Source organism: Psychrobacter proteolyticus, from assembly GCF_039762275.1.
GTDB lineage: Bacteria > Pseudomonadota > Gammaproteobacteria > Pseudomonadales > Moraxellaceae > Psychrobacter > Psychrobacter proteolyticus_C.
The window spans coordinates 150,923-167,164 of sequence record NZ_JBDLOB010000006.1; the positions used below are offsets into that span (position 1 = coordinate 150,923).

A 16,242-nucleotide genomic window follows, 5' to 3' on the forward strand; every position below is an offset into this window, starting at 1 on the left:
AATATTGACTATTTATTAACTACCTTCTAATCTACTTCCGATTCTTCCGTGTCTTTAAACGACGTAAGCGTTTTTCTTCCTCTTTCGCTTTTTTCTTCTCTTCAGCCGCGAGTCGTTGTTCTGCGACCACGATTTCTTCAGCTTCAGTCATTGCTGGTGTTTCAAGCGTGATGCGACCAATCTTCGCGCTACGCAATTCGTTAATTAGAATCTCAGACATACGGTAAGTATCGACTTGATTGCCCGCGCGTACGCAGCCGCGATTACGTCCAGCCACTTCAAAAAACTCCCAGTCAGTCTTTGGCAGCTCTTCAATTTTATAGCGAGTTTTTAGCAGCTCAGGATAGGCTTGCATCAAGTACTCAGCGGTATAGCTTGCCACATCAGCGAAATCAAAAGCCGTATCACGAATACCGCCTGTCGCTGCTAAACGATAACCTGAGTTTTCGTTTTCAACTTTTGGCCATAGCATACCGGGCGTGTCATAGAGCATGATGTCATCGTCGAGCTTAATCAGCTGCTGCGACTTGGTCACGGCTGGCTCATCGCCTGTTTTTGCCACAGCGCGTCCTGCTAGCGTATTGATCAGCGTTGATTTGCCAACGTTTGGAATACCCATAATCATCGCTTTGATTTGACGACCAGTCCCGACTTTATTGGGTACGAGATGCTTACAGATGGCGATGATGCGTTTTACATCATTGGCTTTTTCAGTATCGCAAGCAATGGCTTTGACCCCATCTTGCTGCTCGAGATAATCCATCCATGCTTGAGTCAACTCAGGATCGGCAAGGTCAGCTTTGTTCAGGATTTTGATAACAGGTTTTTCGCCGCGCAGTGCTGCGACCATTGGGTTTTCACTACTATATGGAATACGCGCATCGATGACCTCGATGACCAAATCCATCTGCGGCATGACTTCTTTGATTTCGTTACGGGCTTTGTTCATGTGCCCAGGGAACCACTGAATACTTGCTCTCTTATCCATCTGCTTTCATAACCTTTTATAAAAAATGCTAAAAGTAAAACAATCAACGTTTACTTTCTAATGGTGTCCAGTTTACTACAGAACCACCTTGTTCACGGCACAATTTCACCCAACCAGCTTTGTCATTACGCCTGATTTTGGTTTTCTGTTTCCTCATGCGCGGGTGGTAATGGGGCAAGGTAACCAATTAATAGTATTAAGCTGCCTGCGCCAAGGAAGGATATGACTCGCCAAATCGCTTCGGTCTGTGACAAATCGACCAAGACCAGCTTGAGTACGACAATGCCTAGTAGACCAATACCCATAAACCAAAGCGAGCGCTGCCAGTAGCGACTCGCCATGATGGTGGCGACCAATGCCAAGAGCGTCCATAAAATCGTCAGTCCTGTTTGTACTTGCTCGCTCTGCCATGCGCCGCCTTGATAGTCATTCCAAAGTGGTGTGCCAATAAAGGCATGTAGCGTTCTGACCAACATGCTGGAGATCAACCAAAAACTGATCAGTCCCAATATAATTAGCAAGTTCTCAGCGGTGAATACGCGCTTAGATTTGGCAGCTGTACTCGACTCGATAACGGTATCATTGCGACGGCGTTGGCTGATGTAATACAGACTAAAACCAACCGATAATGTCAGCCAAGATGTGGTGTCATATAGGTTAAATAATGGAAAATAAGACATTCTCCAAATCACACCGTCATAAGACCAATTGGTAAGAACAACCCACAGTAAAGCAATAGGAGCAAAGATGGCAGCGCATCCTAATAGTGCCTGTTGCCAATCAAACCAGTACAGCAGACCTTGTTCTGAAACTTTATTAGTTGAGGTGTTTTCTGCATTTTGTCTCGTATAATGATGATTTAACCATAACCCAAGCAATATAAGCACCGCTGAAAACAAGAAAGCCATTACGCCATCAGAGTCTGGTAGGCCATAATGCGCCGCGGCAGCAATGAGTAAGATACCCGTACCTAGCCAGCTTGCAGCAGTATAACGTGAGGTATTTTTGTTATCGGACCATGTATCAGACCATGTCTTTAACCATAGCTGACCCATGACTAACCAGCCGATTATCAACCCTATTAAGACCAACCATTCCGCTATTGCCCATGTTAAATTTTGCTCGAATTTTTGCGGTAGTTGCAGTATTAGCATGAAGTAGAACAGGGCTAATAATCCATGACTAAGCTGTCTGATTTCAGCCCATAGACGATAGCGATTGATGACCCAATAGGCGATCAAGCTGATGAGTGCTGCTAGTGCAATTACCGTCGTGCTTGATTGCCAGATATCAAACCAATGATGCAAATCAAGCATTAATACTTGTAGCATCCAAGCCATCGCGGTCAGTGTCAAAAATTTGATGAATCTAGGGCTATGCCAAACAAATTTGAATACACGGCTCTGACTATCGATGGAGGTCAGCCATTGCTGCGTCGCTTGCATACTGACGCCCAGCGCATGGGCATAGCTGGTCAATGCATCTGATGCGTTGTCCAGTGATTGTATGACCGAGGATGTTGTAGCGCTTTTACTGTTAAGGTTATTAAGGTTGTTACTACTATCTAAGCTATTAAGCAGCACAGCAGGGGAGTTGCTAGCGCGTAATATAAAGACGGTCGCTAGATAACTGAGCGCTGAAATACTGAAAGCTAAAACGGGATAGTCTTTGCTAGAGAATATCGCTGTCGTCACTAGCATACCAATGCTGACGAGCTGTAATAGCAAGCCGAATAATACCGACCATGAGCGTAGTGAGCGTCGCCCAAACCATACTAGCGCCAACCCTTGTACTGACCAGCCAAAAGCAATCCATTCAGCATCTAGCGCCAACGGAATAACGAGCGCAAAAAATCCTAATCCTAACGCCAGCATACCTTCGGTGATTAAAGCATAGCGTCTACTGCGCTGGATGAACAACCAGCCCATCCCAAGATAAACCATAGCCAAAATGGCACTGGTAATCGTGAGGGCGTTAGAGATGTCGTTTAGTAAGGCAGAAAACAAACCAAAGGCCAGTAGCGGTACTGAAAACAGTAAACCCGTATCAATGGGAAATACATAGGAGCTGCCTACATTGGCTCTGTCCAAGTGTTTTGTGTCATCTACATTATCAGCATGACTGAGGTCTTTTTCGTTTAGTGCATTATAGGTGATGATTTGCTGCGCATAACGAATGACGACAAATAAGTAAAGCAGCCAGTGTAAGGTTACCAATGCTACCAATGCCCAGCGCTGCGTTTCAATGACGGCGCTCAGGTTTTCGCTGATACCCCAATAGTATGCCAAGCCAAATGTCACAGTCACACCGAATAGATTCAATATTTTCCATGGTCGATAGTGAGCAATGACGGCAATGGTGACGTTTAATAGTAGGTAGTAGCTGAATAAGGTGACCAAGCTGCCAGTATCTTCACTGGTCAAAATCGGTGCAAAAAACCCACCCGATAATGCCAACAATGCTAATGGGAAGGCGTTTTGACGTACGGCGAGAGCAATGGTAATGGCAGACAATAACCCAAGCCCGATAAAGCTTGGGATACTAGGAATGATTTCATAAACACTGTAAGCGAAAAAGGTGCTTAGATAGGCAATCGCTAAGCCTGCGCCCTGTAGCGTAATTCCATATGAAAAGCGTTTTGCCGTCAGCTTTAATCCAAGTGCTGCCAATGCTAATCCTGTAACGCCAACTGCTAGAAGCTTTGTGGCAATCGAAATCTCGATATATTCGCTTAATAAGCGTAGCAATAACACCACACCTACCAGCAGCACCAGTACGCCGACTCGCACGACCAAGTTGCCACCGAAAAACCAGTTTTTGATTGAATGAATCAGTGAGGTCACAATAGGTAATGAGCGTTCATCAGGCTCAATCTGTGCGGTAGACGCTGTGTTTTGCGTATTTATCGAGGCGTTATCGTCTACAGGTTTATCGTCATAGATACTTGATGCTGCATGTGTGGTCGAGTTTGAAGCAACGGTAGGAAGCGGTGGTGGTGATACAGGCAGCCGATTATCTGGAGAAGAGTGTTGTGAGTCAAAAGTTATTTCTTTAGCATCATGGTCTTTAGCGTCACTGTCTTTAGGAACATTGTTTTTAAGATCGTGCTCGTTAGTAGCAGTGTTGCGTGCATAATCATTTTTATCGATCAAAGGTGCAGATGGAGGCGTCATACTACGATATCTTTGCTGTTCCAGCTCAGCTTGCAGCGTCGTCACATCGCGGCGTAGATGCTCGATTTTTCGAGTTATCCTAGTATATAACGCGACCACCACGATCAACAAAATCGTAAAAGCCAGCCAGCCCAACTGGGTCACCATTAGATACAACATCTTCGTCACTCAATCCAGTTTATAGTAAAGTGATAATGACGTGATTTGATAAGAAGCACAAGACTACTCTGATTACTGGGCTAAAAGACAAATGCTAGAATGACAATCAAAATAAAAGGGTAGCTTAATACTTAAGCTACCCTTTTTAATGGTCTTTATACCAAATCGTTTATTATGCTAAATTGGCTTTCATAAACTCAAGCATGTTTTCCCAGCTTTGTTTAGCAGCGGCTTCATTGTAGCCAAGATCTACTTCATTTTTGGCTGCACGCTCATCAGCATGCGGATTGGTAAAGCCATGCTTAGCGTTGTCATAGACGTCGATAGTGTAGTCAACATCGGCTGCGTCTAGCTCTGATTTTAGACCTTCGATAGCATCCATTGATACCATTGAGTCATCACGGCCATGAGCGACCAACACTTTTGCTGCAAAGTTTTTGTCTGCTGGCTGTTTTGGGGTTGGGTTACCATGGAACGTGGCAACGGCTTTTAGCGGCATGCCTTCGCGAGCCATATCTAGTACAACTTTACCGCCGAAGCAGTAACCGATTGCGCCTAGGTTGTCACCATCGACAGATAGCTGATCGCTGAAGTCATTAAGAATTAAGCGGCAGCGTGCCATTAGCATGTCTTGATCGGCCAGTACTTGCTCCATCCACATGTTTGCCATTGCCGCATCGGTAGTTAGTTTGCCTTCACCGTAAACGTCCATAGCGACTGCTGCATAGCCCGCCTCTGCCAAACGCTCAACCACTGATTTTGGATGATCGACCACGCCCCACCATTCTGGTGCAACCAAGATACCTGCTGCTGGATTTTCATCTGAAGCGTTTTCTGGTAGTGCTACATAACTGATAAGTTCTACACCATTCTCGGTAGTACTGATTAATTCAAAAGTCTTAATTGACATATTATTGTCCTTTTTTATGTTGTGAGTTTTAATTATTCGTCATTGTGATGGTTCGTTTTTCTAACTCGTACTACCTTAACGCCCATGTCTAGCAAAAACAGCTATAATACTGTAACGCTCTTTATCAAAATGCTACTGCGACTTTATGACTATAAATTTGTTAAACAAAAATAATGACCAATCTGACTTGAACTTAGATCTCGATGCAGCGGCCAAGCTTGCCCAATCGGTGAGTTTTTTCCCCGATAGTGGCGATGTTGATTCTGCTGATTCTGACTCTAAGTATGAGTCCGAGCCACTACGTCCGCAGTTTTGGTCGCGATTTGCGTTAACAGAACTAAACCATAGCGAGTGGGAAGCGTTGTGCGATGGTTGCGGCAGTTGCTGCTTGATTAAGTACATCGATGAAGATGAAAGCGGCAATGTGGATGAAGAGCTGGTCGAATATACTGATGTCACCTGCCAGTTGATGGACTGCGCGACAGGATATTGCAGTCACTATGCAACGCGTCAAGAGCACGTACCAGACTGTATTCAGCTGACTATGGACAACTTGCCCAAGATGATGTGGCTACCATCGCATTGCGCCTATAAGCGTCTGTATAAAGGGCAGGACTTACCAAGTTGGCATTTATTATTGACTGGGGATGCTGTGGTGACACAACAACAAATGCGCGCTGCCAACGTAGGCGTCGCTGGTCGCTGTGTCACGGAAATCGGTATGTCTGATGAAGAAATGGAGACGCGGGTGGTTAACTGGGTTAACCCTTAATCTACAGTTAGTTAGATGCCTGAGCAGTAGATTTGGCTTGTGCTTCAGCACTGGCTTGCGAGTTAGCCAATGCTGGTATCGGAATATCTTGACGAATCTGCTGTGAGAATTTACGGCTGTTTTTATCTCTATCAATATCAGACTGTGAGTTGACTTGATTATCAAAGCCTTTTGCCTTTGGATTGATATGAGTGCGTTCATACCAGGTGTTCATTGACCAAGGCTGGTTGTCCTTTTCTGGCGCCGCATCCAACATGCCTACATCATATAGATAGTTCGGTAACCAACCAGACACCCAAATCCGATAATCCCATGGCAAACGATCGCCACTGACGATACGCGCCATATAAAAGATAATATTGGTACAGTTACTGACCAATGTATTGTACCAAGCAGGTTTAGCGTTCAAACCATCAGCCGCCGTTAGATAAGACTCAAACAGCGACCTCACTTCATGCTGCTGCAAATTGCTAATAGGAAACAAATAAACCTGTTCGCCACGAGCGTTGCTGCGAGTGTAGATAATGTCGCGTTCTTCTGCGGCAATCAGGCTCAGCTCATAACGTCGAAAAAACCCAGCCAACGCTGAAAAAGACTCACCATCTTCTTTACGAATCTCAAACGAGAAGGCAAGTGGCCTATCATCTTCAAATCGAAAGCTAACCAAGGTATGAGCGATCAGTGGCCCCATCCAATAAGAGTTGGTCACATCAACGCCAGATAATTTAGACAGATCAATTGTACGGGTATCCCAATGCTCGGTAGCGTCTTCTTCAGTTTGCCAATCAAAGTTACGGACATTGGTTAAAGTAATCAAGTCAGGGTTGGTCGCATCGCGCTCATAAGAGACTCGCTGGTCGACCTCAGCCATCCATTCTCGATCTTGTTTCGGTTCGATAGAAAAAAACCAACCTAGACCCACCAGCCAAACAGCGCCATATGCGCCGATAAGCAGCTTGATTGCTGTGCCTTTATTAATTGATCTTTTATTAGATAGTGAGTCACTGTGCAATATTTTTGTGACGGCATCCCAATAACGCGTACTTAGCAGCGCAGCTAATATACCTACAATCGCTATTGTCGCAAGCCAAGTCAATACTGAGCTAACACCGTACTGATACCAAATCGCGAGTAACAACCATAGCGCTGATAACAACAACGTAACAGCAATTAAAAAAGTCACAAGACGCTGACGCCATGTAAGCTTTGGCTGTTTGCTATTTGATGTGCTGTTTTTTGATATTTTCCGTTTTAAGTCAAGACTCTCTAAACCATGGCTCTCTAAGCCACGACTGTCTGACCGTCGACTGCGTGAACGCGACGAGAGTAAGCAAGAAAAAACAGAACGTAGCGACATAGGGTTTGCTTTGATAAATAAAGGCTTTGACCATAGCAAAGTTTATAACACGCTGACAATACAATTTGAGTGAATTTGTCGTTGAATGTCGGTGAGCCTTGCGATAAAGTGAAGCTAATTTGTATTAGCAAATTTGTTATTCATGCAGTAATTAATAACAAACCAGCGGTTTTATTTGCTGCTTTTATCCCCATCTAGGCTCTACTTGTTTTTTTATTGAGTATTGTTCGTTTTTTTATTGAATACTATTCTAATTTTTATTAACTAAAGAGGTTAAATCACACCACCATGTCTGACGACACTCCCAGCCCGAGTAGTTGGTCGATGCGCGGCTTAAAACGCTGGCTATCGACCGCCCCCGAAACCCGTGATGAATTGATTCGTCTGGTACAAGACTCGCGCCAGTTTTTAGAGCCTGATACTGTCGATATGTTAGAAGGCGTGCTCGATTTGCCTGCGACACAAGTCCGCGAAATCATGACGCCGCGTCCGCAAGTGATTGGTCTGCACGAGAGCACCAGTCTTGCCGAAGTGATGGACATCATTCTTGAGACCACCCATTCGCGCTATCCTGTTTTTGACAGTCAAGATGATGATGCCGTCATCGGTATCTTATTGGCAAAAGACTTGATTCCGATTCTGGTACATATGGTCCGCAACCAAGAAGATAAAATTGACAGTAAGCGTCTCAGAGACTTGGTGCGCCAGCCGTTATATATCAGTGAGACGGCTCGTTCTGATACCTTGCTACGCTCATTGCAGCGCACCCAAGTACATATGGCGATTGTCGTTGATGAGTTTGGTAACTTTGGTGGTGTCGTCACCATGGAAGATTTGTTGGAAGAAATCGTTGGCGACATCGTCGATGAGCATGATGACTTTGATGAAGACAGCGATATCAATAACATCGTCCCTGATCCAGAAAAACCAAACACATGGCGTGTCCAAGCGTCTACGGTGATTGAAGACTGTAATGATGAGCTGGGTAGTCGTTTTGACGATACCGATGTCGATACGATGGGCGGTTTGGTCATGCAAGCACTTGGCTTCGTTGGTGATCTAGAAGGCGAGAGCGTCGTGATAGATGATTGGAAAATTACCATTACTGATGTAGAAGGGCGATTTATCCAAAATCTAGAGCTGACCAAAACCAATGCCGAGCAACAGATATTGATAGGCAGCCATTAGCTTGCGTATAGTATCATGATAGTTGGTCAATGAATAAAACTTGTTAGCAAATTAATAAAAAACACGATGAAAAATCGTGTTTTTTGCTTTCTGCCTTTTGAACTTTAGAATGAGGTTTTAGCTACGCAAATTTACCCACTTGTAGGTTTTGACTGGTATCATGGGTGGGTTTTATTTGTGGTCCTGCATAAAGCATTATGCAGTCAGGTTTTGCGTGAGTGTTATCTCATCGCTTAGCTGAGAAATTTTAGAAAATATGGTTTTGGATAACTGCTATGCGTCTGTCTACTGTTGATTTGCAAAAACGTCTGAACCCCGATAAGCCAAAAGGTTTACACATGGGATTGACGGTACTAATAGCTTGGCTGGCAGGGGCCGCTTTTATACTCGCGCTCGCGCCTTATGGTATTTGGCCAGTTGCTTTGGTATCACCTGCCATCTTATATGCGTTATTGGTACCAGCGATGACAGGTCGCCGCGCCTTTCTAATCGGTCAGGCCTACGGTACAGGGCTATGGTGTGTTGGCGCGTTTTGGCTATATACCTCGATACATGTTTATGGCGATACGCCCGCATGGCTTGCGCTGATTATGATTGCGCTCATGGGTCTAGGCATGGGCTTGTTCCATGGCTTTTTGGCGCTCATCTTTAATCGTGTGGTCGGCAAGCAGCCGTTATCTTTTGCCGCCCTGTGGATACTCCAAGAGTGGATGAAAACGTGGCTGTTTACTGGTTTTCCTTGGCTATTCGTTGGTTATGCGTTTACTGAGCAGTACTGGTTGTCGTCGCTCGCGCCTGTGGCTGGTGTCTTTGCGGTTTCTTTCGTAGCGGTATTATTGGCTGCCAGTATCGTTGAGCTATTGCGTCGCCGCGGTGGCTATATGATTCCATCGATAGCATTGCTAATCATTAGTAGCGCGCTATGGTTGATCAATCCGCAATGGACCAAACCAAAAGGCACTCCTGATTTATCGGTATCTTTGATTCAAGGTAATATCCCGCAAGACCTAAAATGGCTCACCGAGTATCAGATTGAGACGCTAAAAATCTATGCAACGTTGACCCGAGATGAATGGGGACGTGACATCGTGCTGTGGCCTGAATCGTCGATTCCCATGTTTCAGACAGAAGCTGTTGGTTTTATCAGCGAAATGGTCGCGATGGCCAAAGAGACTGACACGACATGGGTGACAGGTATTCCTTATAAGGATGAAGCAGCGTTTGATGCCAGTACAGATAAATATCCGCCATTTTATAATAGCGTGGTTGCGCTAGGGGCACAGGCAGAGGGGCTGTATAAAAAGCAACGTCTGGTGCCATTTGGGGAATATATTCCATTCCAAGGTGTGCTCGATATTTTGCCTAATCTAGCAGGTAGTCAAGACATTATGAGCTATAGTCGCGGCAGTGATCAGCAGTCACCGCTACGTGTGCGAGGGCATAATTTAGGCGCAGCCATCTGTTACGAAGTGGCTTATCCAGATACCACGCGCAAAAACGCCATTGGCACGGACTTCTTATTGACCATCTCAAACGATGCTTGGTTTGGTACGTCAGCAGGCCCACTACAGCACTTACAAATGGTACAGATGCGCGCATTAGAGAACGGTCGCTGGTTTATGCGTGCGACCAACACAGGGGTGACAGCTATTATCGATCATAAAGGTCGTATCGTAGAACGTGCACCGCAGTTTGAACGTACTGTATTGCGCGGTAATATTCAGGCGCGAGTTGGCAATACGCCGTTCATGCGCTTTGGTCAATATCCTATCTTATTTATCATGGCACTGTTGCTGATACTCAGCTATTTGGGTAAACGTCCGAAGACTACAGTACGTTTGGTTAAGTAGTATTATTAAGTAAGATGTGTCGATAGCGAATAATAGATAACTGATTAAGTAGTTAGCTGTTACAAGTGCCAAAAATGAATATTTAAATTGTGGATAATAAACCCTTTAAATACTTAAGGGTTTTCACAAATCAGTATAAATTGCGATATAATAGGTCAATATTTCAAATATTTTGTGCAAGGTGGATAAGGTATGTCAGAAGGTATCGTTAATAACAATCCAAAAAAAGAGCTGTTATTCGCTTTAGGTGGCATTGCCATGTTCTTAGGTATTGTCTTACTTATTGGTGTTTCTGCATTTTTGCGTCCAGCAGGCGAGCATATCACTGCTGAGACAACTGAAGCATCAGCTGCGGCAGATGAAGCAGAAGCCACTGCTACTGAAGAAGAAGAGGCTCCAGCCGATGCAGAAGCTGCAGCAACAGAAGAAGCGTCAGATGCTACAGCGCCTGATACTGCAGCAGATGCAACCGTAACACCAGCGGCAGATGCAGATAGTGCAGTTGTCACTGCAGAAGCTGGTACCGCAACTGCTTCTGGTACTGTAAGCCAAGCCGCTGTTGCTGATGCTGATTTGACAGCTGAGCAAGCGGATGGTGACTTAGATGCTGGGAATGCTGGCGACGCTACTGATGAGACCGCAGCACAGTAAGCTGTAGTATGACTATGTAACTGATCTAAAATAGTGTAAATGATCCAAAATGGTGCTACTCGATTGTCAAATGAGCTGCATTATGAAGTCTGTATCAACAGTGCTATAAGCATAATATTACTGTCCTAGATACCCATAAAAAGAGTCCGTTCTCAACCATTGAGAGCGGGCTTTTTTTATGAGTATTTGTGTAATTTTTGACCAATTCTTTCTTTACTTGATTATAGCCAAGTGAAACAATGTTCCGCCTATATGACCGTCCATCTGGATAATCAGGGGTTTGGTCATTACAAATATGATCTTTAAAGGAATAAAGTTATGGGCACAGAAACAAAATCGGGGGCTAGTGCAGCAGAGCTAGAAGCACTAGACAATGGCTTTATGGGACATCCTGCGCCCTTACGCTCATTGTTTTTTACCGAAATGTGGGAGCGATTCTCCTATTATAGTATCCGTCCACTATTAGTTCTATTTATGGTGGCAACAGTGAGTAGTGGCGGTTTTGGCTTCGATGAAGTCACCGCTTCTGCTATTTATGGTATTTTTGCCGGTTCGTTATACTTAGCAGCAGTACCAGGTGGCTGGTTAGCAGATAACTGGCTAGGTCAAGAGCGTGCGTTATGGTGGGGCAGTATTATTATTGCCCTTGGTCACTTGTGTATCGCGCTTTCAGCGATGTTTGGCATGACGCTGTTCTTTGTTGGTTTAATCTGTATTGTCTTGGGCTCAGGGTTATTTAAGACCTGTATCTCAGTGATGGTTGGCGCCTTGTACCCCAAAGGCGACTCTCGCCGTGATGGCGGTTTTACCTTGTTTTACATGGGTATTAACATCGGTGCGTTATTAGCAGCACTTATCGTTGGCGTATTCAAAGAAAAAGGCATGTGGCATGTCGGCTTTGGCGTTGGTGGTTTGGGTATGCTGGTCTCATTACTGATTTATCGCTTTGTCGCGCAAAAGAACTTAACGCGTTATGCACGCGCTAAAGGTATTTCTGCTGAGTGGGAAAAATCTAACGACCATTACAAAAACATCGGTCGCTGGGTTGGTGGTTTTGTCGCCTTGCTAGTAGCCGCAGTGCTATTAGTGTCTACCGGCATGATATCGTTCAATCCTGAGATGGTTGCAGAGTATATGACGTATATCATTGCTGCGGTGGTCATCTTGTATTTCGCTATTATGTTTATCTCTCCGCGATTGGATAAGACGGACAAACTACGCTTGCTAATTTGCTTTGTTTTAATTATTGGTTCGACGCTGTTTTGGTCAAGTTTTGAGCAGCAGCCAACGTCTTTTAACTTATTTGCCGATCGTTATACTGATCTGAATGTTTTAGGATTTAAGATACCAAGTATTTGGTTCCAGTCATTGAACCCGCTATTTATTTTAATATTGGCACCTATCGTTAGTATTATTTGGGTCAAGCTTGGTAACCGAGGTCTTGAGCCTAGCAGTATGGCTAAGTTTGCACTCGGTATGCTACTGGCAGCCGCAGGTTTCGCCTTGATGATTTTTGCTTCAAAAAGCATTTTAGCGCCTGGTGCTGGCCTGGCATCGCCACTATGGTTGGTTGGTAGTTTATTATTATTGACGCTAGGTGAGTTAGCATTAAGCCCAGTTGGTTTGTCTGCCATGACTAAGCTAGCGCCAGAGGGTATGCAAGGCCAAATGATGGGGCTGTTCTTTGCTTCTATAGCTATGGGTAACTTGGTTGCCGCCTTCTTTGGTGGGCATGTATCTGCTGACAAAATCGAAGGGTTACCAGGTCTATTTACCACCATGACCATCTTCTTGGTAGTTACTGCTGTACTATTATTGATACTAGCAAAACCTATTAATAAGATGCTTAAAGAAAGCGAGCGTGAGAAACAACTGGCCAAGCAATAAGATAGTCTGATGTACATTTGTGGATAGCAACAGCACAAGTGACACATGATGAGACGTGTTACCATTACTGGTAACACGTTTTATTGTTTTAGTTAGTGGGATATTTAGCACAAGCCATTGAAAGCTTACTATCTGCCCAAACATCTAATGATAGCTCACCATAAATATCCGTGAGGCAATATTAATCTCAATTTTTTATTCTTAATAAGTAGAAGCAATTACCCAAACAAACATAATTAGATAGCTAAATAAGTAGACTGTTTGCTTGAATAATTGCTATCGATAATAAATATCTTATTAAAACTAAAGCGGTATCAATACCTCAAACAAGACGACTATTAAAACAAGACGATTGTAAATAATCGCGCCATCATCATATTTTTATAACTTCTATAAGGACACATTCAATGAATAAACAAGCCATTCACGAACGTATTGCTAACTTACGCAGCACCTTAGCCGCGCAAGATCTCACCGCAATCATCGTACCGTCTGCTGATCCACATTTATCTGAATATCTACCAGAGTACTGGCAAGCACGCTTATGGCTGTCAGGGTTTACCGGTTCTGTCGGTACGCTGGTCGTGACTGCTGATTTTGCAGGTCTATGGACGGATAGCCGTTATTGGGTACATGCTGCCGACCAGTTAGAAGGCACAGGTATTACTTTAGAAAAGCTTGCGCCAGGTCAGCCAAATCATATCGATTGGCTAGCCGAGCATTTGCAAGAAGGGGATAGCGTAGCAGTAGACGGCAATGTGTTATCTATCGCTGAGCAAGATCGCTTGTTAAATGCTTTTGATGCTAATGACATTACTTTGATCACTGAGCGTGATGTACTGACAGAGATTTGGACAGACCGCCCTGCACTACCAGCGGCTAAATTATACGCTCATGATGAACAGTTCCTTGCTCAATCTGCCACCTCAAAACTTGCTGATGTGCGCGAAGGCATGGCAGAAGCAGGTGCGACCCATCATCTGCTTTCAAGCTTAGATGACATCGCTTGGTTGACGAACTTGCGCGGTGCGGATGTTGATTATAATCCGGTATTCTTATCACATATGTTGATTAATGCCGACAAAGCAACGTTGTTTGTTGATACTGATAAAGTAAGCGAAGATATTGCACAGAGTCTAAAAGACAGTGGTATCACATTGGCTGACTATTCTGCTGTGCAAGATGCATTGAGTGCATTAACGCCAGACGATTTATTATTGTTAGATCCGAGCAAAGTCGCAGTAGGTACGCTCTCAAAAATGGCAGATGATGTTGGCTTTATTGAGCAAATGGCACCTAGTACATTACTCAAATCTGTAAAATCTGATGCAGATATCGATCATGTGCGTGAAGCGATGCGTCAAGATGGTGCTGCTTTGGCTGAATTTTTTGCCACATTTGAGCAGCGTCTAGCAAACAGTGAGCGTTTGAGTGAACTAGATGTTGATAGCATGCTGATAGATGTGCGCAGTCGTCAGCCGCATTATGTCTCGCCAAGTTTTCCGACCATCGCAGGCTTTAATGAAAATGGCGCATTGCCACATTACCGTGCAACGCCAGAAAAATTCAGCTACCTTGATGTGGCCGAGGGCGAAGGCGGGTTGCTACTGATTGACTCAGGCGCACAATATCAAAACGGTACGACTGATATCACCCGCGTAGTCGGTATTGGGCAAGTCACTGCTGAGCATAAACGCGACTTTACGATTGTGCTAAAAGCCCACATCGCGCTGGCTCGCGCTCATTTCCCTGACGGTATCGCCTCACCATTGATCGATGCTATCTGCCGTGCGCCATTGTGGCAAGCACAGATGGACTATGGTCATGGTACAGGTCACGGCGTTGGGTATTTCTTAAACGTACATGAAGGCCCACAAGTCATCGCCTATAGCGCTAGCACACCAAAAGAGCGTGCGATGAAAGTCGGTATGATTTCAAGTAATGAGCCAGGTCTATACCGCGAAGGCAAATGGGGTATTCGTATCGAGAACTTGGTAGTAAATACGCCAGTTGCTAAGCCTACTGAGACAGAGTTTGGTGATTTCTTAAACTTTGAGACCATCACTTACTGCCCAATTGACACGCGTTTGATTGAGCCGTCACTGTTGGATCAAACCGAGATTGATTGGCTAAATGACTATCATAGCCAAGTCTTTGCAGAGCTAAAAGGTCGTGTTGAAGGTGCAGCGCTTGAGTGGTTGACTGAACGTACCAAAGCCATTTAATACCACGCACAAAACATTAACTAAAAGCACTAAAAAGCCCCGTAAATTATTTACGGGGCTTTTTAGTGTTCGTTATTTAATACTTATTACTGAGCGACTGTTGCTAACTGTAGGTTCAATACTGAAGGATAATCACTGTCAGTGAATACTTTTCTTAGCAGCTTCGTTATTAGTAGTTGAGTGATTCTGTTCACTGAAGTGTTGAGTGACCTCAGCACGTAGCCAAGACTTTAGGTTTTCAGACATTAGCATCATTTGCTCACTTAAATAGTCATCGACCTGTGTTTCTAGCTCGCGGATTAGCTGTTGGTGTGTTGCATCTAGCTTCGCGTCTTTTAAGGCCAAATTAATCGCTGCACTGGCTTTACTATTGATATCTTTAATATGGTTATCGCTAAGCGTATGTGCCTGTTCGCCAGTGGTTTTGTTGTCAGCATTTTTATTATCGCTAGCATTACCTTCAGTATTTACGACTTCTGATGCCACTTTTTCAGTTTTTGCACTAGAATTATCAGTAACAAAATCGTCAGTAACAGCGCTATCTGTCACGACTTTATCTGTATTTGATTTAGCTACATCGGTAGCAGCCAGTTCTTTGTCGTTGTCTGCCTCTAACGCTGCCTGCTCATTTTTTTCTTGTTCTTCTTGAGTCGCTTCTGCCTTGCGTGTGGCTTCTTCTGCTTCTTTTTGCTTCTGTTCGTCTTCTAGTTTTTGTTTTGCAGCGGCTGCGTCTTCTTGTTCTTGTTTGTCCGTGATTGCTTTCGCAATGGCTTGCTCAGCATTGTAGTTGTCATATAGCTCGTCTACATACGCATCTAAGTCATGGGTATTAAAAGTAAAGTCTTCAAATGAGGTGTCAGATTGCAGCAGGGTAGTGATGTCTTTTAGTTCTTGGGTAATCGCTGCGCGTACTGGCTCAGGTGCACACGTCCAGCGTTGATAAAACTGATGGGAAAATGAGTAGCTTGACATGGTATCTTCCATAAATGTTCCAAAAATTACCCCTTATCATACGCAAGTACGATAAGGGGCTGCAAGTGGACAAACGTAGCAAATCTGACACCAACGTTACAACGCATTCA

At 44.3% G+C, this 16,242-nt stretch carries 11 protein-coding genes; 6 read left to right on the forward strand and 5 right to left on the reverse strand.

Annotated features, from left to right (window positions below; genetic code table 11):
- Positions 1-31: 31 nt before the first annotated feature.
- The 3 genes from ylqF to ABFV72_RS10655 all read right to left on the reverse strand — a co-directional run bounded on the left by ylqF (position 32) and on the right by ABFV72_RS10655 (position 5,230).
- Positions 32-988 (reverse strand): ribosome biogenesis GTPase YlqF, encoded by a 957-nt coding sequence (gene ylqF, locus ABFV72_RS10645; protein WP_057761911.1) that lies wholly within the window; start codon positions 986-988, stop codon positions 32-34.
- 125 nt (positions 989-1,113) lie between these two features.
- Complete coding sequence (locus ABFV72_RS10650) at positions 1,114-4,320, reverse strand: DUF2339 domain-containing protein (protein ID WP_347163601.1); 3,207 nt, start codon at positions 4,318-4,320, stop codon at positions 1,114-1,116.
- 172 nt (positions 4,321-4,492) lie between these two features.
- The gene (locus ABFV72_RS10655; RefSeq protein WP_102092069.1) at positions 4,493-5,230 is read right to left on the reverse strand and encodes a dienelactone hydrolase family protein; all 738 of its coding nucleotides are present in this window, start codon (positions 5,228-5,230) and stop codon (positions 4,493-4,495) included.
- Positions 5,231-5,459: 229 nt separating this feature from the next.
- Between ABFV72_RS10655 and ABFV72_RS10660 the strand changes: the two genes are divergently transcribed.
- On the forward strand, positions 5,460-6,002 hold the full coding sequence (locus tag ABFV72_RS10660; protein WP_347163629.1) for a YcgN family cysteine cluster protein: 543 nt from the start codon (positions 5,460-5,462) through the stop codon (positions 6,000-6,002).
- A 7-nt stretch (positions 6,003-6,009) separates the two neighbouring features.
- Here the strand turns inward: ABFV72_RS10660 and ABFV72_RS10665 are convergent, their stop codons facing one another.
- Positions 6,010-7,185 carry a DUF4105 domain-containing protein gene (locus ABFV72_RS10665; RefSeq protein WP_347163602.1) on the reverse strand — a complete coding sequence of 392 codons (1,176 nt, stop codon included), beginning with the start codon at positions 7,183-7,185 and terminating at the stop codon, positions 6,010-6,012.
- A 462-nt stretch (positions 7,186-7,647) separates the two neighbouring features.
- Between ABFV72_RS10665 and ABFV72_RS10670 the strand changes: the two genes are divergently transcribed.
- From ABFV72_RS10670 to ABFV72_RS10690, 5 genes are all read left to right on the forward strand, one after another.
- Positions 7,648-8,547, forward strand: a complete 900-nt coding sequence (locus ABFV72_RS10670) for a CBS domain-containing protein (RefSeq protein ID WP_057761902.1) — start codon at positions 7,648-7,650, stop codon at positions 8,545-8,547.
- Between the two features lie 275 nt (positions 8,548-8,822).
- The gene (lnt, locus tag ABFV72_RS10675; RefSeq protein WP_347163603.1) at positions 8,823-10,397 is read left to right on the forward strand and encodes an apolipoprotein N-acyltransferase; all 1,575 of its coding nucleotides are present in this window, start codon (positions 8,823-8,825) and stop codon (positions 10,395-10,397) included.
- A gap of 192 nt (positions 10,398-10,589) precedes the next feature.
- Positions 10,590-11,048 carry a hypothetical protein gene (locus ABFV72_RS10680; RefSeq protein WP_347163605.1) on the forward strand — a complete coding sequence of 153 codons (459 nt, stop codon included), beginning with the start codon at positions 10,590-10,592 and terminating at the stop codon, positions 11,046-11,048.
- A gap of 318 nt (positions 11,049-11,366) precedes the next feature.
- A complete protein-coding gene (locus ABFV72_RS10685; RefSeq protein ID WP_347163606.1) occupies positions 11,367-12,935 on the forward strand; it encodes a peptide MFS transporter in 1,569 nt (522 codons plus the stop codon).
- A gap of 407 nt (positions 12,936-13,342) precedes the next feature.
- Positions 13,343-15,160: an aminopeptidase P family protein gene (locus ABFV72_RS10690; protein WP_347163608.1), complete on the forward strand. Its 1,818-nt coding sequence runs from the start codon at positions 13,343-13,345 to the stop codon at positions 15,158-15,160.
- Between the two features lie 138 nt (positions 15,161-15,298).
- Here ABFV72_RS10690 and ABFV72_RS10695 read toward each other — a convergent pair whose 3' ends face one another.
- Positions 15,299-16,144: a hypothetical protein gene (locus tag ABFV72_RS10695; RefSeq protein ID WP_347163609.1), complete on the reverse strand. Its 846-nt coding sequence runs from the start codon at positions 16,142-16,144 to the stop codon at positions 15,299-15,301.
- Positions 16,145-16,242 lie beyond the last annotated feature (98 nt).